Source organism: Bordetella petrii, from assembly GCF_017356245.1.
Lineage (GTDB): Bacteria > Pseudomonadota > Gammaproteobacteria > Burkholderiales > Burkholderiaceae_B > Bordetella_A > Bordetella_A petrii_D.
Window position 1 is genome coordinate 711,587 of the sequence record NZ_JAFMZZ010000004.1, and the last position, 24,679, is coordinate 736,265.

The following is a 24,679-nucleotide window of genomic DNA, read 5'->3' on the forward strand; positions in this document are numbered from 1 at the left end:
GGTGATCATGCACAGCAAGCCTTCACGCATCGCCGCGGCCGCCATCCTGGCCCTGGGCTGCGCCATGCCGGCCGCATCGCGGGCGGTGGCGATCGATCGCGGGGCCAGCCCCCCGGCCGACGCCGTGGCGATCCCGAAAGGCAGCCGGGAGAAAGCCGTCAAGGAACTGCCCCATATCATCGATCGCGTAATGCGCCGCAGCCATGTGCCGGGCATGGCGGTGGCCGTGGTCATCGACGGCAGGACGGTGTTTGCCCAGGGATACGGCAAGCGCGAGGCGGGCCAGCCCGGCGCGGTGGACGCGCAGACGGTGTTCCAGATCGCGTCGATCTCCAAGTCGATCTCGGCGACGGTAACGGCGATCCAGGTGACCCAGGGCACGGTGTCGTGGGCGGATCCGGTATCGCGCTATCTACCGGACTTCAAGTTGAGCGATGCCTATGTGGCCCGGTACGGCACGATCGGCGACTTCTTCGCGCATCGCAGCGGCCTGCCGGGCACGGCCGGCGATGATCTGGAAGACCTGGGGTTCAAGCGCAGCGAGGTCATCGCGCGGCTGCGGCTGCTGCCGCTCGATCCTTTCCGCATTTCTTACCATTACGCCAACTTCAGCACGACAATCGGCGCCGAGGCCGTGGCGGCGGCCGCGAAAACGCCGTGGGAAGACCTGGCCGACGCGTCGCTGTTCAAGCCGCTGGGCATGGCGTCGACCAGTTATCACTATCGTGATTACCAGGCCCGCGGCAATCGCGCCGCGTTGCACGCGTACCAGAAGGGATCGTTCGTGGCGCTGGGCCAGCGCAACGCCGACGAGCAGGCGCCGGCCGGGGGTGTTTCATCCAATGTGGTCGACCTGGCCGAATGGCTGAAACTGCTGCTGGCCGATGGGCAGTACCGGGGCAAGCGGCTGATTGCCTCGCAGGCCCTGCTGCCGGCGCTGTCGCCGCAATCGTTCAGCGCGCCGCCGCATGCCGTCGACGCGCGGCCGGGGTTTTATGGCTATGGCTTCAATGTGAACACCGAGGTGGGCGGCCGCCCGGCCATGGGCCATTCGGGGGCGTTTCTGCTGGGTGCCGGCACGGCGTTCAAGATTGTGCCGTCCGCCGGGATCGGCATCGTGGTGCTGACCAATGGCGCGCCGGTTGGCGCGGCGGAATCGGTCGTCGCGGAATTCACCGATACGGCGCTGTACGGCAAGTCCAGCCGGGACTGGTTCGCCGCCTACAACGGCGTCATGCAGGGCTTCTTCGCGCCGCAAGCCGATCTTTCATCGCAGAGTCGTCCGGCCCCGCCCAAGGCAGGCCAGCCGCCCGGTCAGTATGCCGGCCATTACGAGAACGCCTACTTCGGCCCGGCCGAGATCCGCGAAGCCGGCGGCGGCTTGACGCTGACGCTGGGCCCGAAGGCGATGGCGTTCCCGCTGCGGCACTGGGACGGCGACACCTTCGCGTTTACCCCGGCGGGCGAGGCGGAACAGGTGGATTCGCTGGCGTCGCTGCGCTTCAAGATGGATAAAGACCGCGCCAGCGGCTTTGTCATCGAGTTTTACGATGACAACGGCCTGGGAACCTGGACAAGAAAGTAAGATGAGCGAAGGCCGGGCGCCGCCTCGCCCGGCCGTAAAACCGCAAAATCTGCAAAGCCCCCATCGCTACAGTGGAAGCCCTGGAGGACGCATGAAATCCACGACCCGCATCCACTACGCCACCCGGCTGGAACCCGTGCTGCAATGGCTGGCCTCGCATCCCGATGCGGCGCCCGACCTGTATCGCCTGGCCGAACTGGCGTGCCTGTCGCCCTACCACTTTCACCGCGTGTACCGCGCGCTGATGGGCGAGACCGTCAATGCCACGATGCAGCGCATGCGCATGCACCGGGCGTCGGTGGACCTGGCCGGGGACCGGCCCATGCAGCAGGTGGCGCAGCGCGCCGGATACACCTCGCAAGCCGCGTTCAACCGGGCTTTCGGCGCTGTGTTCGGCATGCCGCCGGGCCGCTACCGCCATGCGCGCTCCAGGCCTTTCAACCCTCAGGAGCTTGGCATGTACCCCACTACCATCGAGCAGTTCGCCGGCGCGTCGCTGGCCACCCTGGCCCACCAGGGCGACTACCAGGGCATCGGCGCCACCTTCGACCGCCTGTTCATGCTGGCTGCCGGCCGCGGCCTGGTCGGACCCGCCACGCGTTCGTTCGGCGTGTACTACGACGACCCGGCGCAGGTGCCGGCCGAGCGGCTGCGCTCGCGCGCCGGCCTGACGCTGCCCGACGGCGCGGCGGCCGACGCGGTGTTCGAGCCGTTCACGCTGCCGGCCGCGCGCTGCGCGGTGCTGGAATACACCGGCCCGTACAGCGAGATCGAGGCCGCCTACAACTGGCTGTTTGCGCAATGGCTGCCGGCCAGCGGCCACGAGACGCTGGACTTCCCGATGTGGGAAGAATATGTCAACGACCCCAAGACCACGCCCGCGGCCGAACTGAAAACGCGCATCTACCTGCCGCTGGCCTGAGGCGGCGGCGCCTGGCGCCGGACGGGCGTGGCCCGTTCGGCGATGTACTGCCGCAGCCAGGCATGGCCGGGGTCGTCCTGGTGGCGTTCGTGCCAGTACAGCGACACGGCGATGGTGGGCAATTCCATCGGCACTTTCAGGATGACCGTGCGCGAGCTGCTGGCCATGACCCTGGCCACGCTGGCGGGCATGGTGGCGATCAGGTCCGACGCCGAAATCACGAACGGGCACACCAGATAGCTGGAAAGCGTGGCCGCGATATGGCGGCTGCGGTTGCGGCCCTGCAAGATACGGTCGATGCCGCGGCTGAAGTAGCGCGTGTGGGCCGCCAGGTCTACATGGCTGTAGCGCAGGTAGGCGTCCAGGTTCCAGCGTTTGCGCAGGCACGGGTGCCCTTCCCTGACGATGCACACGGCCGGCTCTTCGTACAGGAAGCGCGTGCGCAGGTCGGGCGAGGGTTCGGGAAAGTAGCCGGCGATCAGTTCTACGTGATTCGTGTCCAGCATGCTCAGGCCGTGCAGCGGGCGCGCGGGCTGGATCTGCAGATGCAGGTGCGGCGCGTCTCTGGCCAGGCTGGGAATGACCAGCGGCAGCAGACGGTATTGCACATAGTCGGTGGCATACAGCGACAGGGTGCGGGCCGAATGCGCGGGGTCGAAATGCTCGTGGCCGCGGGTGGCGCGGCGCCACGCCTCGAGCATCGGGCGGAATGACTGGTGCAGTTCCAGGGCGCGCGCGGTGGGCTGCCATACGCCCGCGTCGCGCACCAGCAGCGGATCGTTGAACAGGCGGCGCAGGCGGCTCATGGCGGCGCTCAGGGCCGGCTGGGTCACGCCCAGCTGCTCGGCCGCGCGCGTGATGCTGCGACAGCTCATCAGGGCATCGAAATGCAGCAGCAGGTTCAAGTCCGGGTGCTTCATGGTGGCCGCCTCGGCATAAACGCCATTGATGCCAATATAAGCCGGAAAGCCTGCTGCCGCGATAAGCCTGCCTCTAGTATGGCCGGGTTGTTGCAGTGAACGCGAGGCCCGGCCGCAAACCGGGCGCCACAGGAAGTTCTACCAACACAAGGGGAAGCAAGATGGCAACACGACGTGTTCGCCGCGGTTGCGGCATGGTGCTGGCCGGTTTGCTGCTGGCCGCTGTCCAGGGCGCCTGGGCGGCCTGGCCGTCGGACAAGGTGGTGCGGCTCGTCGTGCCGTTCGCGGCCGGGGGATCCACCGACCTGATCGCGCGCAAAGTGGCCGAAAACCTGGGCAAGAAGCTGGGCGCCGATGTCATTGTCGAGAACAAGCCGGGCGCGGGCGGCACGGTCGGCACGGAATATGTGGCGCGCCAGCCGGCCGATGGCTACACCATTCTGATGGGATCGGTCAGCACGCACGGCAGCGCGGCCTGTATCTATTCGAAGCTGCCGTACGACCCGGTCAAGGATTTCACGCCGCTGACGGTCGTGGCCACCATTCCCAATGTGCTGGTGGTGAACCAGTCCGTGCCGGCGAAGTCGCTGCCGGAGTTCGTGGCGCTGTTGAAGAAAAACCCGACCGGCTATTCGTTTGCGTCGAACGGCCAGGGCACGTCGAACCACCTGGCCGCCGAGCTGTTCAAGTCGACCGCCGGGGTGTCGATGGTGCACGTGCCGTACCGCGGCTCGGGCCCGGCGCTGATCGACCTGGTGGGCGGCCAGGTCAGCATGATGATGGATGTGGTGATGACGTCGTACCCCTACATCAAGGACGGCAAGATCCGCGCGCTGGCGGTAACGTCGCCCACCCGCTCGCCCATGCTGCCTGACGTGCCGACGGTGGCCGAGTCCGGCTACCCCGGCTACGAGGCCATGGTGTGGTTCGGCATGCTGGCGCCGGCGGGGCTGCCCGAGGCCATCCGCAAGCCGCTGACGCAAAGCCTGGTCGACGTGCTGCACGGGCCGGCGCTCAAGCCTTACCTGGAGCAGCAGGGGGCGCAGGTGTCCGACGTGGCGGGGCCGGCTTTCGCCGCCATGATCAAGGACGAGATCGCCAAATGGTGCAAGGTGGCCGACAAGGCCGGCATCCACCTGAACTGAGCGGGCGACCGCATTTAACCGGGACCGGGGCAGCTATGTATCGCATAGGGATAGACGTAGGCGGGACATTCACCGACTTCACCATGGTGGATGAACAGTCTGGCGCCGTGCATTTCCACAAGGTGCCTTCCACGCCGCACGATCCGTCCGAGGCGATCCAGCAGGGCATCTCGGACATGCTGGAGACGCACGGCGTGCCCGTGCACGAGGTATCCCACATCGGCCACGGCACCACGGTGGCCACCAACCTGATCATCGAGCGCAAGGGCGCCAGGGTCGGCCTGCTGACCACCAAAGGCTTTCGCGACGTGCTCGAGATCGGGCGGCAGACCCGGCCGCACCTGTACGACTACGGCGTGGGCAAGCCGCCGGCCGTGGTGCCGCGGCAGTTCCGCGTCGAGATCGACGAGCGGCTGGATTACACGGGCGCGGTGCTGCGCGAACTCGACGAGGCGCAGGTGCGCGACGCGGCGCGCGCCTTCGGCGCGGCGGGCATCGAGGCGGTGACGATCTGCTTTCTGCATTCTTACCGCAATGCCGCGCACGAGCGCCGCGCGGCCGAGATCGTGCGCCAGGAACTGCCCGATGTATTCATCAGCCAGTCGTCGGAGGTGCTGCCCGAATTCCGCGAATACGAGCGCCTGTCGACCACCGTGCTCAATGCCGCCGTGGGCCCGCGCATGGAACGCTACCTGCAGCGCTTCCTGCAGCGTACCCGCGACCTGGACATCGGCCACGAACCGCATACGGTGCACTCCAACGGCGGGCTGATGTCGATTGCCAGCGTCCGGCAGTATCCGGTGCGCACCTGCCTGTCGGGGCCGGCGGCCGGCGTGGTGGGCGCGGCGGCGGTCGGCCGCGCCATCGGCAGCCTGAACCTGGTGACCTTCGATGTGGGCGGCACCAGCACCGATGTGTCGCTGGTCTGCCAGGGCCAGCCGCTGTTCACGTCGCACCGGCATGTGGCGGGGTACCCGGTGAAGACGCCCATGGTCGATATACACGTCATCGGCGCCGGCGGCGGCAGCATTGCCTGGCTGGACGATGCCGGCGCCCTGAAGGTGGGGCCGCACAGCGCGGGCGCCGTGCCGGGGCCGGTAGGCTATGGCCGCGGCGGCACCGAGCCCACCATTACCGATGCGCAGATCACGCTGCAGCGCCTGAACCCGGTGTCGCTGTTGAAAGGCCGCATGGACGTGCATGCCCAGGCCGCGCGCGAGGTCGTGCAGGCACGCGTGGCCCGGCCGCTGGGGCTGCCGCTGGAAGACGCCGCGCAGGGCATTCTGCGCATTGCCGCCGCCAACATGAGCCGGGCGATCCGCGCCGTGTCGACCGAGCGCGGCCACGACCTGTCGGAGTTCGCGCTTTACGCCTACGGCGGCGCGGGGCCGCTGCATGCCGTGGAAGTGGCCGAGGAATGCGGCATTCCGCTGGTCATCGTGCCGCAGGAGCCGGGCACCATGTGCGCGCGCGGCATCTTGCTGGGGGATATTTCTTTCGACTTCGTGCGCAGCGAGATATCGGTGGCCGACCCTGAGGGCTGGCGCCGCGTCGTGTCGATTTTTGACGAGCTACGGCAGCAGGCCGACGCCTGGCTGGACAACGAAGGCGTCGCGCCGGCCTTGCGCCGCTGCCGCTACGCGATCGACGCGCGCTACGAAGGGCAGAACTTCGAAGTGCAGGTGCCGCTCGATGCCGCGGGCCCCCAGGACTACCCCGTCTTCGCCGCGGGCTTTCGCCGCGCGCACGAACGCGAATACGGCTACGCCGTGGACGACCGCCGCGTGCAGATCATCAATTGCCGGCTGCAGGCCGTGGGGCAGGTGGCCAAGGCGCCGCTGGCGCGGCGGCCGGCCGGCCCGTTGCCCGAAGCCGCGCGCCTGGGCGAGCGCCGCGCCTACTTCGGCGGCCGCCATGGCTGGCGTGCCTCGCCCGTGTACGACCGCGACCTGCTGCCCGCCGGCATCCGCCTGGCCGGGCCCGCGCTGATCGAGGAAATGAGTTCGACCACGGTGGTGGGCCCGGGCCACGACGTGGCCGTCGACACCTACGGCAACCTGCTCATCCGCCTGCAAGGAGACAAGCATGACTGAGCCCGTGGCCAGCCCCGTGCTGGCCGACCCCATCGGCATGGAAGTGTTCTGCAATCGCCTGCTGTCGATTACGGAAGACATGAACAACACCCTGGTGCGCGCGTCGTTCTCGACCAACATCAAGGAGCGCAAGGATTGCTCGGTGGCCCTGTTCGACGCGGCCGGCCGGCTGGTGGCGCAAGGCACGCAGATCCCGCTGCACCTGGGCTCGCTGGACGGCGCCATGCGGGCCATTCTGGAGCATTTTCCGGCCGGATCGATCGCCGAGGGCGATGTCTTTATCTGCAACGACCCCTACCTGGCCAACGGCAGCCACTTGCCCGACATCAACATCGTTACCCCGGTGTTCTGGGACGGCGCGCTGCGCTTTTTCGCCGCCAATATCGCCCACCATTCGGACGTGGGGGGCGCCGTGCCGGGCTCGATTGCCGGCGGCCTGCGCTCGGTGTTCGAAGAAGGCATCCGCATTCCGGTCTGCCGCATCGTGCGCGCCGGCGCGGTGGACGAAGACCTGCTGCGCCTGATCTGCGCCAACACGCGCGATCCGGAAGAACGCATCCTGGACCTGCGGGTGCAAATGGCCACCAATGAGCGCGGCGCGGCGGCCATGCGCGGGCTGATCCGGCAGATGGGGCTGGACGAGGTGCTGCAGTCGGTGGAAGACGTCATCGCCTATACCCGCCTGCGCCTGACCCAGCGGATTGCCGAGTTGCGCGAAGGCCGCTATGCGTTTGAAAGCTATCTGGACGACGACGGCATGGGCGGCGAACCGGTGGCGATACGCGTGGCGCTGACCGTGCGCGACGGGCGCCTGGATTTCGATTTCGACGGGTCGGGCCGCCAGGCGCGCGGCGCGATGAACCTGCCGCTCAATGCCCTGCGCGCCTGCGTGTACTACGCGGTCAAGGCGCTGCTGGATCCGGACCTGGCGCCCAACGCCGGGCTGTTCGATCCGATATCGGTCAGTGCGCCGGTGGGCACCATTACCAACCCCGAACACCCCGCCGCCGTGGGGGCGCGCTCGATCACGGCGCAGAAAGTGGCCGGCGCCATTTTCGGGGCCTTCCGCGGGCTGCTGCCCGCCGAGCGCATCATGGCGTCCAGTAATGACTGCTGCCCGGCCATCGTGTTTTCCGGGCGCTGGCCGGATCGCGCCGGGCACTTCGTGTACCTGGAAACCCTGGGCGGCGGCGCGGGCGCGCGCCACGGCGCCGACGGCATGGACGGCGTGCACGTGCACATGACCAACACGTCGAACCTGCCGGTCGAGGCGCTGGAGAACGAGTATCCCCTGCTGATGGATGAATATGCGCTGATCGCCGATTCGGGCGGCGCGGGCCGCACGCGCGGCGGGCTGGCCATTGCCAAGCAGATCCGCGCGCGCGCGGCCGGCATCGTGTTCTCGGCGCGTTCCGACAGCCACACGGTCGGCGTGGCAACCGGCGTGGCAGGCGGCGGCGACGGACGGCGCGCGCGGCTGGTGCGCAACTGGGGCACGCCCGAAGCGGAAGAACTGTTCTCGAAAACCGCCAATATCACGCTGGCGGCCGGCGAAAGCGTACGCATCGAAACGCCGGGCGGCGGCGGCTATGGCGCGCCGGCCGAGCGCCCGCGCGCGCGCGTCGAGCAGGACTTGCTGGACGGCAAGATCAGCCGCGCGCAGGCCGAGTCGGTGTATGGCCATCGGCCGCCGGCTGACGCGGCCAATCCAGCTTGAGCGACATGGAGTACTTCATCTTGGTATATGGAAAGGTCGTGACAGTGGCCAGCATCAGCGCGCCGTCTTCGCCGTAATAGCGCCGCTTGATGACCAGGCCCGCGGTTTGCGGCGGCACTTTCAACAGCTCGGCCGTCTCGCCCGTGATGGGCGTGGCCGAGAATTCCTGCCCGACTTCCGCGATGCGCCGGCTGTAGCGTTGCTCGATCAGCTGCAGCAGCGGCAGGCGCGTTTTGCCGATGTCGGCCTGCAAGGCGGAGTAGTCGGGATGGACATAGGCATCCAGGTACGCCACCGGTTCCCGCTTGCCGCCCAGCAGCTTGATGGCGCGGATGTGTAGCCAGGGATGGCGCGGCGGGCAGCCCAGGGTTTCGGCCAGGCGCGCCGAGGCGCGGATGTCGTGCGTGGCCAGCACGCGCAGGGTGGCGTTCTTGATGTACTGGAAGAGTTCGGACAGTTCGGAAACGCGCTGCGTGTGGCGGGTGGCCGACTTGACCGCCTCGACGCGGGTGCCCACGCCGGGGCGGCGCGACACCATGCCCGCGTCGGTAAGCATGCGGATGGCTTCGCGGATGGTGTGGCGGCTGGCGTCATAGTGCGCGCAAAGCTCGTGCTCGGTAGGCAGCAGCGTCATGACGGGATAGCGGCCCGACCGGATGGCGCGCGCCAGGTCCTGGTAGATGGCCTTGTAGCGCGGCGCGCGCTTGTCGTCGGCGGGCGCGCCGATGTCGGCGCTGAAATGGCTGGATGCGTCCGGCGGCGGCGAGTCGGCAGAAAGGGATGGCAGGGATCGGGCCAAGGTCGCTCCAGGGAAGTATTAGGGGCAATAAGGGATTGACAAATTTAGCATCGCGACATCATTATATGTCCGGACATTCATGTCCGGATATTTCGCAGCTCAAACTTCATACAGAAGGGCCGGCACTGCGTAGTGCCACCCTTCGATCAAGGGGGGTCTCATGGGCAAAGGTCTTGCAGTGTTTTCCGTGGCGGTGCTGGCGGCTGCGTGCAGCGGCGGCGCCCTGGCGCAGCAGAAGCTGGTGGTGGCGGGCTATGGCGGCTCGTTCGAAGAGATCATGCGCAAAGACATTTTTCCGCCCTTTGCGAAGCAGCATGGGGTAGAGCTGGTTTATGTCGCGGGCAATTCCACCAATACCGTGGCGCGCCTGCAGGCGCAGAAAAGCAACCAGCAGATCGACGTGGCCATTATCGACGACGGCCCCATGTACCAGGCGATCGCGCTGGGGTTCTGCGCCCCGATCCAGAACCTGCCGGCCGACGATCTGTACAAGACCGCGCGCTACAAAGACGACAAGGCGGTGGCCATCGGCATTGTGGCCACCGGCATCATGTACAACAAGAAGATCTTCGACGAACGGAAATGGGCGCCGCCCAAGTCCTGGAACGACCTGAAAGACCCGAAGTACAAGCAGCAGCTGGTGGTGCCGCCGCTGAACAATACCTACGGGCTGCACACCCTGGTGCAATTCGCGCGGGCGGGCGGCGGCGGCGAAAAGAACATCGACCCGGGCTTCAAGACGATGATCAAGGACATCAACCCCAATGTGCTGGTCTATGAACCATCGCCGGGCAAGATGACCGAACTCTTTTCCAGCGGGCAGGCCTCGATTGCCGTATGGGGCAGCGGCCGCGTGAAATCCTTCGCCGACACGGGCTTTCCGGTGGGTTTCGTCTATCCCGAAGAAGGCGCGTATGCGCTCTTGTCGTCGGTATGCCCGGTGAACAAGCCAAACGCCAATCCGCTGGCCCAGCAGTTCGTGCAGTATCTGATTTCGCCGCAAGTACAGTCGCGCCTGGCCAGCGAATACGGCTACGGCCCCGTCAACAAAAAGGCCGATGCCAAAGACGACCCGCGCGTGCCGCTGCCCATCGGCGACCGCGCGGCCAATTTGATCGTGATCGACTGGGACACGGTCAACCAGCACCGCGACGAATGGAACAAGCGCTGGACGCGCGAAGTGGAACGCTGAACCGGCGCCAGGAGCAGGCATGGCATATCTTGCCCTGAATGGGTTGACCAAGCGCTACGGCGACCTGGTCGCGGTCGAGGGCCTGGACCTGGCCGTCGAGCGCGGCGAGTTCATTTCGCTGCTGGGGCCGTCCGGCTGTGGCAAGACCACGACCCTGCACATGATCGCGGGGTTCGTGGAGCCCACCTCCGGGTCTATCGAACTCGACGGCAAGGCCCTGGATAAGGTGCCGGCCAACAAGCGGGGGCTGGGCATCGTGTTCCAGAACTACGCCTTGTTTCCCCACATGACGGCGGCGGAAAACGTGGCGTTCGGCCTGGAAATGCAGAAGATGCCCAGGCGCGAGCGCGACACCCGCGTCCACGAGGCCCTGCAACTGGTGGGATTGGCGCATCTGGCCGATCGCCATCCCGCCCGCATGTCGGGCGGCCAGCAGCAGCGTGTGGCCCTGGCGCGCGCGCTGGTGATCCGCCCCAGCGTGCTGTTGCTGGATGAGCCTTTGTCGAACCTGGATGCCAAGCTGCGCGAGGAAATGCAGCTGGAATTGCGCAGCATCCAGCGCACGGTCGGCACCACCACCATTTTGGTCACGCACGATCAATCCGAAGCGCTGGCGTTGTCGGACCGCATCGTGGTGATGAACCAGGGGCGCGTTGAACAGGTGGCCGATCCGTTCTCGGCCTACGAAGGGCCGGCCAGCGGTTTTGTGGGCGGCTTCCTGGGCAAGGCCAACGTCTTTACGCCGCAGGCCGAGAGCGGCGCGGCGGCGGGCCGCGCGCGCATCGGCGAGGCATCCATCCCCATGGACGGCCTGCCCGTGCCGCGGGGCACGGTTATCGTGCGGCCCGAGAAGATCCTGTTTTCCGAGCCGGCCGCCTGCGCCCTGCCCGGGCGCATGAAGGCGCGGGTATTCCAGGGTAACCACTGGCTGTGCCAGGTCGAGACGTCGGTGGGCGAGGTGCTGGTGATCCGCCAGAACGACGGCGTGCCGGTGCCCGACGAAGGCCAGCCGGTGCACCTGCGCTGGCGCGCCCGCGATATGTGCCCGGTGGACAGCGGTACGCAGCCATGAACGCGCGCCTGAACCCCTGGCTGCTGAGCGCGCCGGCGCTGGTGGTGTACGCCACGTTCCTGGTCGTGCCGCTGTTCCTGGTGTTTCTGATCAGCTTCTTCAATTTCGAGTTCTACGGCGGCATCGAACAGGCGTTTTCGCTGGCCAACTACCGGGACATCGTCACCGACAGTTATTACTACGAAGTCTATGCGCGCACCTTCGGCGTGGCCGCCGCGGTGACGGTGGCCTCGCTGCTGCTGGGCACGGCCGAGGCCTATGTGCTGTCGCGCATGTCCAACCGCTGGAAGGGCATCTTCCTGATGGTGGTGCTGGGCCCGCTGCTGATCTCGGTGGTGGTGCGCACGCTGGGGTGGGCGCTGCTGTTCGGTTCGACGGGGCTGATCAGCCAGGGCCTGATGGCGTTGGGCCTGGCATCGGCGCCGGTGAACCTGATGTACAGCAACACGGGCGTGATCATTGCGCTGACCCATGTGCTGGTGCCGTTCATGGTGATATCGGTATGGGCGTCGCTGCAGCGGATCAACCCCTCGACCGAGGCGGCCGCGCTTTCGCTGGGCGCCAGCCAGTTCACGGTGCTGCGCCGGGTGATCGTGCCGCAGATCATGCCGGGCATTCTGTCCGGCTCGATCATGGTGTTCGCCATGGCGGCCAGCGCCTTTGCCACGCCCGCCATCATCGGCGGGCGGCGCCTGAAAAACGTGGCCACCGCCGCCTACGACGAGTTCCTGAATACCTTGAACTGGCCGTTGGGCGCCGCGCTGGCGATGCTGCTGCTGGTGGCCACCGTGCTGGTGCTGGTGGCGGCCAATCGCATGATCGAGCGCCGCTACGGCGCCATATTCAACCAGGGGCAGCGATGAACTTCCGTAATGGTCCTCTGGCGCTGCTGTTCCATGTGCTGTTCATCGGCTTCATCCTGTCGCCCATCGTCATGGTGTGCGCGGTGGCGTTCACGTCGGAAGGGTTCATTTCTTTGCCTGCCAACGGCCTGTCGCTGCGCTGGTTCAAGGCCATTCTGGACAACCCCCGCTTCATCGACGCGTTCTGGTTCAGCCTGGGGTTGGGCGCCCTGTCGGCGACCATCGCCGTATCGCTGGCGGTGCCCGGCGCGCTGGCCCTGGCGCGCAGCCGCTTCCGCGGCCGCGAGGCGCTGCTGGCGTTCTTCATGTCGCCGCTGATGATTCCCCATGTCGTACTGGGCCTGGCATTTCTCAAGTTCTTCACCAGCGTGGGCCTGGTGGGCACGTACTTCGGCCTGGTCATGGCGCACATCATCATTGTCATGCCTTACGCGCTGCGGCTGGTGCTGGCCTCGGCCACCGGGCTGGACCCGGCATTGGAACGCGCGGCGCAGTCGCTGGGCGCCACCGGCTGGACCACTTTTCGCCGGGTCGTGCTGCCGCTGATCCTGCCCGGCGTGATCAGCGGCTGGGTGATCGCCTTCATTACCAGCTTCGACGAACTGACCATGTCCATTTTCATCGCCTCGCCATCGACCACCACGCTGCCGGTGCGCATCTTCTTGCAGATCGAGGACACCATTGATCCCCTGGTGACGGCGGTGTCGGCGGCGCTGATCTACGCCACGGTGCTGGTCATCTTCGTGCTGGACCGGGCGGTGGGGCTGGAAAAGCTGTTTGTAGGAAAAGGACGGTAATGGCAAACGAGCAGGCGGTACGCGTACCCGCGCCGCGGCACCGCGGCGTCTACGACGCCGTGGTGATCGGCGGCGGCCTGGTGGGGGCGGCGGTGGCCTACGGGCTGCGCCGCGAACTGGAGCACGTGGCCGTGCTCGACGAAGGCGACGTGGCCTACCGCGCGTCGCGCGGCAACTTCGGGCTGGTGTGGGTGCAAAGCAAGGGCATGGGCCTGCCGAGCTATGGTGTGTGGACCATGGCATCGGCCGGCCTGTGGCCGCGGCTGGCGGCGGAACTGCTGGATAAAACCGGCGTCGATGTGCGGCTGGAGCAGCGCGGCGGCCTGCATGTGCTGCTGTCGGATGAAGAGCAAGAAGCGCGGGTGCGCTTCATGACCGGCTTGCTGGCGCAGCCGGGGATGTCGTCGTACGAATGGAAACTGCTCGACCGGCACCAGCTGGCCGAACTGGTGCCCGGTATCGGGCCCGACGTGCGCGGCGCCACCTGGACGCCCGTGGATGGCATTGCCAACCCGCTGAAGCTGCTGCGCGCCCTGCACATTGCTTTTGCCCGCGACGGCGTGGATTACCTGCCCCGGCGCGCGGCGCAGGCGGTCCAGCGCGTGGGCGACACCTTTGAAATCGCCACCGCCCAGGGGCCGGTGCGGGGCAGGAAGCTGGTGCTGGCGGCGGGGCTGGGCAACCGGGCGCTGGGCGAACACGTGGGCCTGTCTGTTCCGGTGCGCCCCCAGCGCGGCCAGATCATCGCGCTGGAGCGCACCCGGCGTGTGCTGCAAACCCCCTTGAGCACGCTGCGGCAAATGGACGAGGGCACGTGGCTGATCGGCGATTCGCAGGAAGAGGCCGGCTACGCCGACAGCGCGGTGGGCCTGCCCATCCTGGGCACGCTGGCCGACCGGGCGGTGCGCACCCTGCCGGCGCTGCGCGACGTGCGGGTGGTGCGCAGCTGGGCGGCGCTGCGGGTCATGTCACAGGACGGCTTTCCGATCTACGAACAATCCGCCACCTGTCCAGGTGCATACGTGGCTACCTGCCATAGCGGGGTGACGCTGGCCGCGGCGCATGCCTTGAAACTGGCGCCCATGATTGCCGCGGGGGCCCTGGACGCAGATATGGCGCCCTTTTCTACCCGGAGGTTCCATGTTCAAGAGGCTTGATCCGGCTGCGCGACTTGCGCAAGCCGAGCCGGTGCGCGTCACGGTCAACGGCGACACGGTGGCCTGCCGGGCGGGCGACAGTGTGGCCGCGGCGCTGTTCGCCAGCGGCATCGACGCCTGCCGGGATACTGCGGTCAACGAGGTGCCGCGCGGCCCGTACTGCATGATGGGTGTCTGCTACGACTGCCTGGTCACCATCGACGGCCAGCCGAACCGGCAGGCCTGTATGACCCCCGTGCGCGAGGGCATGAACATCGAGCGCCAGCTGGGCGCGCGCAAGGTGCAGGCATGATGGATACGACCAAGTGCGACCTGCTGGTGATCGGCGCCGGTCCGGCCGGCCTGGCGGCGGCCACCGCCGCCGCGCAAGCGGGCCTGGATGTGATGCTGCTGGATGAGCAGGCAGCGCCCGGCGGGCAGATTTATCGCGCCGTGACCACCACGCCGGTGACCGACCGCCGCGTGCTGGGCGACGATTACTGGCATGGCGCCACGCTGGTGCAGCCCTTTCTGCAGTCCGGCGCCCGCTATCAGCCGCAGGCCACCGTATGGGCCGTATCCCGCATGACGGCGGCCGCGCCGGACGACGGATTCGAAGTGGCCTATTCCGTGGCCGGAGAGGCCCGCATGCTGGTGGCCCGGCACCTGCTGCTGGCCACCGGCGCCCAGGAGCGGCCTTTCCCCATCCCTGGCTGGACCCTGCCCGGCGTCATGACCGCGGGCGCCGCGCAGATACTGCTGAAGTCGGGCGGCCTGGTGTCGTCGGGCCGAACCGTGCTGGCCGGCTGCGGGCCGCTGTTGTACCTGCTGGCCTGGCAGTACCTGAATGCCGGCGCCAGGATAGACGCCCTGCTCGAAACCGCGCCCGCCGGGCAGTGGCTGCGCGCCTTGCCCCACGCCCCGGGCTTTCTGGCGTCGGGCTACCTGGGCAAGGGCCTGAAGCTGCTGCGCAAGGTCAGGGCCGCCGTGCCCGTGACGCGGGCCGTGGCCGATCTGCGCGCGCTGGGCGGCGAACGGCTGGAAGGCGTGCGCTATACCGTGGGCGGCAAGGCGCGCGAGCTGCCGGCCGACTATCTGCTGTTGCATCAAGGCGTGGTGCCCAACGTCAACCTGGCGCGCGCCATCGGCGTGGAGCACGCCTGGAACGACACCCTGGACTGCTGGGAGCCGGCCACCGATGCCTGGGGCGGGACATCCGTGCCGGGCGTCGGCATGGCCGGCGATGGCGCGGGCATTGCGGGGGCGCTGGCGGCCGAACACCGCGGCCGGCTGGCGGCGCTGCAGGCTGCCCACCTGCTGGGCCGCCTGAGCGCCGGGCAGCGCGATCGCGCCGCCGCCGGCCCGCGCGCCGCGCTGGCCCGGGCGGTGCGCGGCCGCGCGTTCTTCGACGCCTTGTACCGCGTACCGCGGGCTTACCTGCGCCCGGTGGGCGACACCATCGTGTGCCGCTGTGAAGAAGTCACCGCCGACCAGGTGCGCCAGACGGTCAAGCTGGGCTGCACCGGGCCCAACCAGATGAAGTCGTTCCTGCGCTGCGGCATGGGGCCCTGCCAGGGGCGGTTCTGCGGCCTGACCGTGTCCGAGCTGATCGCCGAAGAACAAGGCATGCACCCCAAAGACGTCGGCTACTACCGCCTGCGTTTCCCCACCAAACCGCTGACGCTGGGCGAGCTGGCGGCCCTGCCGCAGACCGACGCGTCGCGCCAGGCCGTCGTGCGGCTGAAGAAGTGACATGGCGGCCCGTCGGGTGGATAGCGCCGCCGTCGTCATCATCGGCGCCGGCCTGCATGGCTGCTCGGCCGCGCTGCAGCTGGCGCGGCGCGGCGTGCCGGCGCTGGTGCTCGAAAAGAACTACGCGGGCCGCCACGCGTCCGGCGTGAACGCGGGCGGCGTGCGCACCCTGGGACGCGACCTGGCGGAAGTGCCGCTGGCCCTGGCTTCGCGCGAACTGTGGCATCGCATCGGCGACCTGGTGGATGACGATTGCGGCTATGAGCAGCATGGGCAGGTGCGGGTGGCCGAGACCGAGGCCGATGTCGCGGTGCTGCGCGCGCGCCTGGACCTGCTGGCGGCGCACGGCCATACGCACGAGGAATGGATCGGCGCCGGCGAGCTGCGCGCGCTGGTGCCGCGGCTGGTGCCCAGCGTGCAGGGCGGCGTGATCGTCAGGGACGACGGCGCCGCCGATCCGTACCGCACCACTTCGGCCTTTCGCCGCAAGGCGGCCGCGCTGGGCGCGCGCTTCATCGAAGGCGTGCGTGTGCGGCGTGTCAGGCGCGATGGCCGCCAATGGCTGGTTCGCACCGACCAGGGCGACTACACGGCGCCGCAATTGATTAACTGCGCCGGCGCATGGGCCGACCGCATCGCCGCCCAGTTGGGCGAGCCGGTGCCCCTGCAGGCGATCAGCCCGATGATGCTGGTCACCCTGGCCATGCCGCACTTCCTGGATCCTGTGGTGCTGGGCACCGGCCGGCCGCTGTCGTTCAAGCAGCGCGCCAACGGCACGGTGCTGATAGGCGGCGGCCGGCGCGCCTGGGTCGATCGCGACGCGGAATCGACCGAGCTGGATTTTCGCGCGCTGGCCGAGGGCGCGCGCATGGTGTGCGAGCTGTTCCCGCATATGCGCGCGGCGGTGGTCAACCGGGGCTGGGCGGGCATCGAGGCCGCCATGCCCGACGAGATTCCCGTTATCGGCCCCAGCCGCCGGCACGACGGCATCTACCATGCGTTCGGGTTTTCGGCGCACGGCTTCCAGCTGGGGCCCATTGTCGGATCGATCCTGGCGGACCTGGTGCTGCGGGGCAGCACCTCGCTGCCGATCGAGCCGTTCCGGATCGATCGCTTTACGGGGCGCTAGAGACGGGCGGATTGTCGTTGATCTTGACGCTGAAGCTGCCGTCCAGGATGGCCTTCTGCCGGGCTTCGACGCTGGCGACCAGGCCGCCGGGCAGCTTGTCGGCGAATGTGCCCAGCGGCGCCAGCATCGACCCCTGGTAGCGCATCTGCGAATACTTGCCGTAGTCGTCGGCCTTGAACGTGCCGCGCCTGACCATGGTCAGCGCCCGTTCGATGGTGGGTTCCATGTTCCACAGCGCCGAGGCGACGACCGTGTCCGGATACTGCGGCTGGGTGTCGATGACGTTGCCGATGGCCAGCTTGCCGCGCTCTTGCGCGGCTTCGGCCACGCCGAAGCGTTCGGCATACAGCATGTCGACACCCTGGTCGATCATGTCGAAGGCGGCCTGCCTGGCCTTGGGCGGGTCGAACCAGGATCCGATGAAGGCCACGTAGAACCGCGCGTCGGGATTGATTTCGCGCACGCCGTCCATGAAGGCGTGCATCAGGCGGTTGACCTCGGGAATGGGATAGCCGCCCACCAGGCCGATCTTGCCGCTTTCGCTGAGACCGCCGGCGATCATGCCGGTCAGGTAGGCGGCTTCCTGGATGTAGTTGTCGAACACCGAGAAATTGGGCTGCTGCGGGCGCCCCGAAGACCCCATCAGGAAGGCGATGCGGGGGTAGTCGCGGGCCACCGCGCGGGCGGCGGCTTCGGCCCGGAAGGCTTCGCCCACGATCAGGTGCACGCCTTTTTCGGCGTACTGGCGCAGCACGCGCTCGTACGAGCCGTGCGATACGTTTTCGGTGTAGACGTAGTCGATGTCGCCGCGCGTGCGGGCCATGATCAGGGCCCGGTGCACGCGCGACACCCATTGCTGGCCGATGGGCACGGTATAGACCGCGGCCACCTTGACCGGGCCCGCCACTTGGCCGTACGCCCTGCCCGCGGCCAGCCAGGCGCACGCCGCGCCCAGCCGCAGCAGCGTGCTGCGCCGCAGCCGTCCGGCGGCCGACAGGGAAGTGCGGAATGGCATGGACTGGGGCTCCTGCACGCAATGCGATGAAGGTTGGGGCGGCGGCACGGCGCAACGCACACCGCGAATGGATTATAGGCAGCTTGCCGCGCGCCGGGCGCGTCCCCGGGTGCATAATCTTGTGTAGCATGCGCCGCGGAGTCGCGCGGCGCGGAATTCGGAGACTTCGATGCGATTGCTGTTTCTAGGAGCCGGCGGCACGGGCGGCTATTTCGGCGGGCGGGCGGCCCAGGCGGGCGCCGACGTGACCTTCCTGGTGCGCGAGGCGCGCGCGCAGAAGCTGCGCGAACAGGGCCTGCGCATCGAAAGCCCGCGCGGCGATGCCGTGGTGGCCCCCCGGCTGGTCACCGAAGCGGGGCTGGACGGCGCCTACGACGTCGTGGTGATCAGCTGCAAGGCCTACGACCTGCCCGGCGCCATCGCGGCCATCCGCCCCGCGGTGGGCCCGGATACGGCCATCCTGCCCATCATGAACGGCGTGCTGCAGTACGAGGCCCTGGACGCCGAGTTCGGCGCGGCGCGGGTGCTGGGCGGGCTGTGCCAGATCAACGCCACGCTGGGGCCCGAGGGGCAGGTGCGGCACCTGGGCCAGCACGCGGCGTTCGTATATGGCGAACGCGCCGGCGACCCGCGCAGCGCGCGTTGCGTGGCGCTGGAGTCCGCGCTGGCCGAGGCGGCCTTCACCAGCCGCCTGAGCCCCGCCATCCAGCAGGACGTCTGGGAAAAGTACGTGTTCCTGACCGCCCTGGCGGCGGCCACCTGCCTGATGCGCGGGCCGGTGGGGCAGATCGTCCGCACCGATGACGGCGAGGCCATTGTGCGCGACCTGCTGGGCGAATGCCAGCAGGTGGCGGCGGCCTCGGGCCACGCCGTGCGCGCCGAAGCCGACGCGGCGGCGCTGAAGGTGCTGACCGACCGCGAATCGGCCATGACCGCGTCCATGTTCCGCGACCTGAGCCAGGGCGCGCGGGTCGAGGCCGACCACATCGTGGGCGACATGGTGCACCGCGGGCGCGTGCTGGGGCTGGATACGCCGGCCTTGCGCATGGCCTATGCGCACTTGCAGGTATACCAGGCCCAGCGCGCCATTGGTGCATGATGTGCAACTGACTATCGCGCGCGGCGGTGTTTGCGCAGGCGGCCGGCGGGGCTAGCATGGAGCATTCCCCTTGCTTCTGGAGCACACCATGAACATCGCACTGATCGGCATCACGGGACGCGTGGGTTCGCGCATTGCCGATGAATTGTTGCGCCGCGGCCATCAGGTCACCGGCATCGCCCGCAACCCCGCCGAGGTCGTGGCGCGGCCCGGCCTGACCGCCAGGCAGGGCGACGCCACCGACCCCGCCGCGCTGGCGCCGCTGCTGGCCGGCCATGACGCGGTGATCAGCGCCGCCCGTTTCGTGTCCACCGACGCCAAGCCGCTGCTGGCGGCCGTGCGCAGCGCGGGCGTGCCGCGCCTGCTGGTGGTGGGCGGCGCGGGCAGCCTGCGCGTGGCGCCCGGCGTCATGCTGATCGACACGCCGGAATTTCCCGACGCATACAAGCCCGAGGCGCGCGCCGGCGTGGTGTTCCTGGACACCCTGCGCCGCGAGGCGGCGCTGGACTGGACCTTCCTGTCGCCGTCGGCCCTGTTCGAACCGGGCGAGCGCACCGGCAAGTTCCGCATCGGCGACGACGAACTGCTGGCCGACAGCGAAGGCAAGAGCTGGATCTCGATGGAAGACTACGCCATTGCGCTGGTCGACGAACTGGAATCGCCGCGCCATGTGCGGCGCCGCTATACGGTTGGCTACTGAGGCCGGCCGCGGCGCCATGAAATCCATCTACCTGGCCGGCTTCGACGTGTTTCGCGCGGATGCGCTGGCGCACGGCGCCTGGCTGAAGCTGCAATGCCGCAATCACGGCTTCAAGGGCCTGTACCCGCTCGACAACCAGACGCCGGCAGGCCTGCCGGGCCGCGCGCTGGCGCAGTGGATCTACGAAGCCAATACGGCGCTGATCCGCGAAGCCGACGCGGTAATGGCCAACCTGAACGCCTTTCGCGGCGCCGAACCCGACTCGGGCACGGCATTCGAGGTGGGCTACGCGGTTGCCCTGGGCAAGCCGGTGTGGGCGTATACCGGCCACGCCGATTCCCTGGTGCAGCGCCTGGCCGTGGCGCAGGCCGACGACCCGCCGCGCCACGTCGATGCGCAGGGCTATACGGTGGAAGACTTCGGGCTGAGCCTGAACCTGATGCTGGCCTGCAGCGCTACCGTGGTTCCGGGGGATGCGGTGCAGTGCCTGGCGCATATGGCGCAGGCGCTGCGCGACGGAAGCTGACGCTGGGCACAGGTGTCTGGCTCCCGCCAGGGTGCCAGACACCGTACGGCTGAGACGGCGGCGGCATGCAGCGGTGTCAGGCACCTGGCGGAGCCTGACACCTGGGCAGTTGGTCAGGCCTCGGCCAGGGCGGGCTGCGCCGGGGCCTGGGCGGCCAGGCGGCGGCGGTGGTCGGCCAGTTCGGCGATGGTAAGCGCCACCAGGCCATGCTCGGCGGCGTAGCGCGCGATGGCGGGGCCGCGCGCCATGGTGCCGTCGGCGTTCATCAGTTCGCACAGCACGGCGGCCGGGCGCAGGCCCGCCAGCATGGCCAGGTCGACCGAGCCTTCGGTGTGGCCGCGCCGCGCCAGCACGCCGCCGGGCTGGGCCCGCAGCGGGAATACGTGGCCGGGGCTGACGATATCGGCGGCCTGCGCGCCGGGGGCGATGGCCGCGCGGATGGTGGTGACGCGGTCGGCGGCGGATACGCCGGTGGACACTCCATGGCGGGCCTCGATGGACACCGTGAACGCCGTGCTGTAGCGGCTTTCGTTGCGCGCCACCATGGGCGGCAGCTGCAGCTGCTCGAGCACCTCGTCGGTGAGGCACAGGCAGACGATGCCGCTGCAGTCGCGGATCAGCTGCGCCATGACGGGCACGGTGAGTTTGTCGGCGGCCACGATCAGGTCGGCTTCGTTCTCGCGATCGAAATCGTCCATCAGGATGACCGGGCGGCCCAGGCGCATGTGATGCAGCGCGCGCGCCAGGCGGGCCTCGAAGGGCTGCGCGGTCAGGTCGGGGGGAAGGTAGGGTACCGAAGGAATGACGGCGGACATTGAAACGCTCTCGCAAGTAAAAGTTGGCGAAAAACGTTTCAGGGCTTGCGACAGCCAGCCCACGCCCGCGCGCCGGCAGGGCGGCCCCCCGGCTGGCGGCCGCGGCGCGCACCCCGCCGCTGGCGGGAATGGGCAGGCACATCTTCTTTCATCCGGACTATGACCGTCGGCCCTGGCATCGCACCAGATCTGCTGACCCCGGCCAAGGCTGGCCGGGCGCTCGCGGGCTTGCCGCATTGCGGCTTACCGCCGGTGGGGAATTTCGCCCCGCCCTGAAGACGTACTGCTATGGCCGCGCGGGTTGCGCGGCTGCGTTCATTGTACGCCTGGCGGCAAAGCGCCCTATTTCTGCTTTTTCTTCAGGGCCAGCATGGTGCCGCGGCAGGCCGGCGTGCCGCACAGGCATTGGTAGGAAGCCTTGAGCTTCTTGGTGATCTTGCCGTCGAGCACCAGGCCGTAGTCGTAGAACAGTTCTTCGCCGCGGGCGATGTCGCGCAGCGCCGTGATGTAGACGCGCTTGCCGTGCCGGCCCTCCTGGGCCTCGCAGTTGGGCTCGCAGGAATGGTTGATCCAGCGCGCGTCGTTGCCGTTGTCGCCGCCGTCGATCACGCGGCCCGAGGTGAGCGAGAAGAAGAACGTGTGGAACGGATCGTCGGGATTGGTGGGATGGCGGCGGTCGGCTTCTTTGGCGCTGATGCGTTCGCCGCCGTATTCGATGATGCGCGTGCCGGCGGGGATTTTGCGCGCGGCGAACACGCCATTGCCATGCAGCTTGGAGCGGCGCACGACGTGCCAGGGCTTAAGGGGTTCAGCAGCTGTGGTCATGTATGAAGGCAAGGAGGCATGTAGCGGGGCAGCGGCGATTATATCGGCGCAAGGCGCGCGCGATGATGACAGGCGGCGTGTTTATTCGGCCGGCGGCGGGGTCAGCGGCAGCTGGGTTTCTTTCAGGCGGCGCAGCACGAAGCACGACTTGCTGTGGCGGATGCCGGGAATGCGGTAGAGCTGCTCGCGCAGCAGCCGCTCGTAGTCGCGCGTGTCGCGCACCGCGATGCGGATGTAGTAGTCGTAGTCGCCCGACACCAGGAAGGCTTCCAGCACTTCGGGAATCTGCGCCAGCGCGCGGCCGAATTCGTACAGGGTTTCTTCGCTGTGGCTTTCCAGCGTGACGTGCACGATGACCGTGTCCATGAAACCCAGCGAGGCCGGATCGATGTCGACGGTGTAGCCGCGGATGACGCCGGCCGACTCCATGCGCTTGATGCGGTTCCAGCAGGGCGTGGACGACAGGCCGACCTCGGCGCCGATCTCGTTGAGGCTGGCGCGGGCGTTTTGCTGCAGGGCCTTGAGAATGGCCAGGTCGAACTTGTCCAGTTTCATTTTCTTGGTTTCCGCGGAAATAAGGATGAATTTACTGGAAAAATGGGGAAAACGTAGAAAAGAAGAGAAATCTTCTTTGCAGATCGGCATACCATATCCAGTATGAATGACCGCCTCCACGCCTCCGCCCTCGCCGCCTTGCGCCACGACACGCCTTCTGCCCGCAACGGCGCCGAGATTCTGCTCGATACGCTGATCGAACGCGGGGTCGATACCGTGTTCGGCTACCCGGGCGGGGCCGTGCTGCCGCTGTACGACGCCCTGTACGCCGAGCCGCGCCTGCGCCACGTGCTGGTGCGCCACGAACAGGCCGCGGTGCACGCGGCCGAAGGCTATGCGCGGACCACCGGGCGGCCGGGCGTCGTGTTCGTGACCTCGGGCCCCGGCATGGCCAACACCACGTCGGGCCTGCTGGACGCCATGTGCGACTCGATTCCCGTGCTGTGCATCAGCGGCCAGGTGTCGACCTCGGCCATCGGCACCGACGCGTTCCAGGAATGCGACGCCATGGGAATTTCGCGTTCGGTCACCAAGTGGAATACGCAGATCCGCGCGGCCGAAGACGTGGCCACCGTGGTGGGCCGGGCCTTCGACCTGACCCGCCAGGGGCGGCCCGGGCCGGTGCTGGTGGATTTTCCGAAAGACGTGCAGCTGGCCCGGCCGCTGCATGCCGAAGAGCCCGAGGCGCTGGAAAACCAGCGGCTGGCGGCGCTGCGCGCGCGCCGGCAGGCCGGCAAGGCGCCGCTGAAACTGCCCCAGACCGCCCTGCGCCGCGCCGCCGCCCTGATCGCGCAGGCCCGCCGGCCGGTGTTCTACGGCGGCGGCGGCCTGGTCAATTCCGGCCCGCAGGCTTGCCAGGCCTTTACCGAACTGGTGCGCCACACGGGCGCGCCCTGCACCCTGACGCTGATGGGCCTGGGCGCCTTTCCGGCTTCCGACCCGCAGTTCGTGGGCATGCTGGGCATGCACGGCACGCTCGAAGCCAACATGGCCATGCACCATGCCGACCTGGTGGTGTGCATCGGCGCGCGCTTCGACGACCGCATCACGGGCAAGCTGGCCGAGTTCTGCCCGCATGCGCGCAAGATCCACATCGATATCGACCCGGCTTCCATCAACAAGGTGGTGCGGGTCGACGTGGCGCTGGTGGGCGACTGCTTGCCCCTGGTCGAGGCGCTGCGCGGCGCCCTGGATGCCCTGCCGCTGCCGGACGGGCGGCTGGCCGACTGGTGGCGGCGCATCGACGCCTGGCGCGCCAAAGACTGCCTGGCCTGCCCGCCGGCCGAAGACGCCATCCTGCCGCAGCACCTGATGCAGCGCCTGAATGCTGCGCTGGCCGGCCGCGACGCCATCGTGTCCACCGATGTGGGCCAGCACCAGATGTGGGCCGCGCAATACCTGCGCTTCGACCATCCCAACCGCTGGCTGACCTCGGGCGGCGCGGGCACCATGGGCTACGGGGTGCCGGCCGCCATCGGCGCGCAGGTGGCGCATCCGGACAAGACCGTGGTGTGCGTCAGCGGCGATGCTTCGGTGCTGATGAACATCCAGGAACTGTCCACCGCCATGCAGCACGAGACGCCGGTCAAGGTGGTGTTGTGCAACAACGGCTACATGGGCATGGTGCGCCAGTGGCAAGAGCTGATCCACGGCGGGCGCTACAGCCACAGCTACAACGCGTCGCTGCCGGATTTCGTGGCCCTGGCCAAGGCCTTCGGCTGGGGCGCCACGCGGGTGGACGACCCGGCGCGGCTGGACGAGGCGCTGGCGCAATGCCTGGCGCACCCGGGGCCGTATTTCCTGGACGTGGCGGTGGCCGCGCAGGAAAACTGCTTTCCCATGATGCCGGCCGGCGAAGGGCATCATCGCATGATGCTGGCCGACGGGGTCTGGTACGAGGACGACACGGCCTGATCCCGACGCCCGCCCGCGTCGGGCTTAGAGCGCTTCGAACGCTTCCTTAGAACATTTGAACTGGACGCGCCGCGGGGCGCTTCCTAGACTCCCCGGTCACGAGATGAC

At 68.3% G+C, this 24,679-nt stretch carries 23 protein-coding genes and 1 riboswitch; of the genes, 17 read left to right on the forward strand and 6 right to left on the reverse strand.

Translation table 11 applies throughout. The features are described 5' to 3' along the window. Nucleotides 1–7: 7 nt before the first annotated feature. Both J2P76_RS21460 and J2P76_RS21465 read left to right on the forward strand, forming a co-directional pair. Nucleotides 8–1,585 (forward strand): serine hydrolase, encoded by a 1,578-nt coding sequence (locus J2P76_RS21460; protein ID WP_207409878.1) that lies wholly within the window; start codon nucleotides 8–10, stop codon nucleotides 1,583–1,585. Between the two features lie 91 nt (nucleotides 1,586–1,676). Beyond that, entirely contained in the window at nucleotides 1,677–2,507 is an 831-nt protein-coding gene (locus tag J2P76_RS21465) for an AraC family transcriptional regulator (protein ID WP_207409880.1), read from the forward strand. On the opposite strand, the gene J2P76_RS21470 is transcribed toward J2P76_RS21465, so the two are convergent. Beyond that, entirely contained in the window at nucleotides 2,489–3,427 is a 939-nt protein-coding gene (locus tag J2P76_RS21470; protein WP_207409882.1) for a LysR family transcriptional regulator, read from the reverse strand. The genes J2P76_RS21465 and J2P76_RS21470 overlap by 19 nt on opposite strands. A gap of 161 nt (nucleotides 3,428–3,588) precedes the next feature. Here J2P76_RS21470 and J2P76_RS21475 point away from each other — a divergent pair, with 161 nt between their 5' ends. Genes J2P76_RS21475 through J2P76_RS21485 form a run of 3 tightly spaced genes read left to right on the forward strand, consistent with a single transcriptional unit; the run spans nucleotide 3,589 to nucleotide 8,382 of the window. Next, nucleotides 3,589–4,572, forward strand: a complete 984-nt coding sequence (locus tag J2P76_RS21475) for a Bug family tripartite tricarboxylate transporter substrate binding protein (protein ID WP_207409884.1) — start codon at nucleotides 3,589–3,591, stop codon at nucleotides 4,570–4,572. A gap of 35 nt (nucleotides 4,573–4,607) precedes the next feature. Further along, nucleotides 4,608–6,665, forward strand: a complete 2,058-nt coding sequence (locus J2P76_RS21480) for a hydantoinase/oxoprolinase family protein (protein ID WP_207409886.1) — start codon at nucleotides 4,608–4,610, stop codon at nucleotides 6,663–6,665. Further along, nucleotides 6,658–8,382 carry a hydantoinase B/oxoprolinase family protein gene (locus tag J2P76_RS21485; protein WP_207409888.1) on the forward strand — a complete coding sequence of 575 codons (1,725 nt, stop codon included), beginning with the start codon at nucleotides 6,658–6,660 and terminating at the stop codon, nucleotides 8,380–8,382. The genes J2P76_RS21480 and J2P76_RS21485 overlap by 8 nt, the downstream gene beginning before the upstream one ends. On the opposite strand, the gene J2P76_RS21490 is transcribed toward J2P76_RS21485, so the two are convergent. Beyond that, entirely contained in the window at nucleotides 8,315–9,181 is an 867-nt protein-coding gene (locus tag J2P76_RS21490) for a GntR family transcriptional regulator (RefSeq protein ID WP_242697637.1), read from the reverse strand. The two genes, J2P76_RS21485 and J2P76_RS21490, sit on opposite strands and share 68 nt — an antisense overlap. A gap of 160 nt (nucleotides 9,182–9,341) precedes the next feature. Here J2P76_RS21490 and J2P76_RS21495 point away from each other — a divergent pair, with 160 nt between their 5' ends. From J2P76_RS21495 to J2P76_RS21530, 8 genes are read left to right on the forward strand one after another with little or no spacing between them, the layout of a single operon-like run. After that, entirely contained in the window at nucleotides 9,342–10,373 is a 1,032-nt protein-coding gene (locus J2P76_RS21495; protein WP_207409890.1) for an ABC transporter substrate-binding protein, read from the forward strand. 19 nt (nucleotides 10,374–10,392) lie between these two features. Further along, complete coding sequence (locus J2P76_RS21500; RefSeq protein WP_207409891.1) at nucleotides 10,393–11,445, forward strand: ABC transporter ATP-binding protein; 1,053 nt, start codon at nucleotides 10,393–10,395, stop codon at nucleotides 11,443–11,445. Beyond that, nucleotides 11,442–12,308, forward strand: coding sequence for an ABC transporter permease (locus J2P76_RS21505; protein WP_207409893.1), 867 nt, complete (start codon nucleotides 11,442–11,444; stop codon nucleotides 12,306–12,308). The genes J2P76_RS21500 and J2P76_RS21505 overlap by 4 nt, the downstream gene beginning before the upstream one ends. Continuing rightward, nucleotides 12,305–13,105 (forward strand): ABC transporter permease, encoded by an 801-nt coding sequence (locus J2P76_RS21510; RefSeq protein ID WP_207409895.1) that lies wholly within the window; start codon nucleotides 12,305–12,307, stop codon nucleotides 13,103–13,105. The genes J2P76_RS21505 and J2P76_RS21510 overlap by 4 nt, the downstream gene beginning before the upstream one ends. Then, nucleotides 13,105–14,262: an NAD(P)/FAD-dependent oxidoreductase gene (locus J2P76_RS21515; RefSeq protein ID WP_207409897.1), complete on the forward strand. Its 1,158-nt coding sequence runs from the start codon at nucleotides 13,105–13,107 to the stop codon at nucleotides 14,260–14,262. The genes J2P76_RS21510 and J2P76_RS21515 overlap by 1 nt, the downstream gene beginning before the upstream one ends. After that, nucleotides 14,246–14,554 (forward strand): (2Fe-2S)-binding protein, encoded by a 309-nt coding sequence (locus J2P76_RS21520; protein WP_207409899.1) that lies wholly within the window; start codon nucleotides 14,246–14,248, stop codon nucleotides 14,552–14,554. The genes J2P76_RS21515 and J2P76_RS21520 overlap by 17 nt, the downstream gene beginning before the upstream one ends. Further along, a complete protein-coding gene (locus tag J2P76_RS21525; protein ID WP_207409902.1) occupies nucleotides 14,551–15,993 on the forward strand; it encodes an NAD(P)/FAD-dependent oxidoreductase in 1,443 nt (480 codons plus the stop codon). The genes J2P76_RS21520 and J2P76_RS21525 overlap by 4 nt, the downstream gene beginning before the upstream one ends. A gap of 1 nt (nucleotide 15,994) precedes the next feature. Next, nucleotides 15,995–17,122, forward strand: a complete 1,128-nt coding sequence (locus J2P76_RS21530; RefSeq protein ID WP_207409903.1) for an NAD(P)/FAD-dependent oxidoreductase — start codon at nucleotides 15,995–15,997, stop codon at nucleotides 17,120–17,122. Here the strand turns inward: J2P76_RS21530 and J2P76_RS21535 are convergent. Then, complete coding sequence (locus tag J2P76_RS21535) at nucleotides 17,109–18,137, reverse strand: BMP family protein (protein WP_207409904.1); 1,029 nt, start codon at nucleotides 18,135–18,137, stop codon at nucleotides 17,109–17,111. The two genes, J2P76_RS21530 and J2P76_RS21535, sit on opposite strands and share 14 nt — an antisense overlap. A gap of 169 nt (nucleotides 18,138–18,306) precedes the next feature. Between J2P76_RS21535 and panE the strand changes: the two genes are divergently transcribed. The 3 genes from panE to J2P76_RS21550 all read left to right on the forward strand — a co-directional run bounded on the left by panE (nucleotide 18,307) and on the right by J2P76_RS21550 (nucleotide 20,462). Beyond that, the gene (panE, locus tag J2P76_RS21540; protein WP_207409905.1) at nucleotides 18,307–19,236 is read left to right on the forward strand and encodes a 2-dehydropantoate 2-reductase; all 930 of its coding nucleotides are present in this window, start codon (nucleotides 18,307–18,309) and stop codon (nucleotides 19,234–19,236) included. Nucleotides 19,237–19,324: 88 nt separating this feature from the next. Then, a complete protein-coding gene (locus tag J2P76_RS21545; RefSeq protein ID WP_207409906.1) occupies nucleotides 19,325–19,936 on the forward strand; it encodes an NAD(P)-dependent oxidoreductase in 612 nt (203 codons plus the stop codon). A gap of 16 nt (nucleotides 19,937–19,952) precedes the next feature. Next, nucleotides 19,953–20,462, forward strand: a complete 510-nt coding sequence (locus J2P76_RS21550; RefSeq protein ID WP_207409907.1) for a nucleoside 2-deoxyribosyltransferase — start codon at nucleotides 19,953–19,955, stop codon at nucleotides 20,460–20,462. Nucleotides 20,463–20,575: 113 nt separating this feature from the next. Here J2P76_RS21550 and ribB read toward each other — a convergent pair whose 3' ends face one another. From ribB to J2P76_RS21565, 3 genes are all read right to left on the reverse strand, one after another. Next, on the reverse strand, nucleotides 20,576–21,277 hold the full coding sequence (ribB, locus tag J2P76_RS21555; protein ID WP_207409908.1) for a 3,4-dihydroxy-2-butanone-4-phosphate synthase: 702 nt from the start codon (nucleotides 21,275–21,277) through the stop codon (nucleotides 20,576–20,578). A 136-nt stretch (nucleotides 21,278–21,413) separates the two neighbouring features. Beyond that, a riboswitch (FMN riboswitch) is annotated at nucleotides 21,414–21,561 on the reverse strand. A 58-nt stretch (nucleotides 21,562–21,619) separates the two neighbouring features. Then, complete coding sequence (locus tag J2P76_RS21560) at nucleotides 21,620–22,102, reverse strand: SET domain-containing protein (protein WP_207409922.1); 483 nt, start codon at nucleotides 22,100–22,102, stop codon at nucleotides 21,620–21,622. An 81-nt stretch (nucleotides 22,103–22,183) separates the two neighbouring features. After that, nucleotides 22,184–22,657, reverse strand: a complete 474-nt coding sequence (locus J2P76_RS21565) for an Lrp/AsnC family transcriptional regulator (RefSeq protein ID WP_207409924.1) — start codon at nucleotides 22,655–22,657, stop codon at nucleotides 22,184–22,186. A gap of 93 nt (nucleotides 22,658–22,750) precedes the next feature. Between J2P76_RS21565 and ilvB the strand changes: the two genes are divergently transcribed. Further along, nucleotides 22,751–24,571 carry a biosynthetic-type acetolactate synthase large subunit gene (ilvB, locus tag J2P76_RS21570; protein ID WP_207410646.1) on the forward strand — a complete coding sequence of 607 codons (1,821 nt, stop codon included), beginning with the start codon at nucleotides 22,751–22,753 and terminating at the stop codon, nucleotides 24,569–24,571. Nucleotides 24,572–24,679 lie beyond the last annotated feature (108 nt).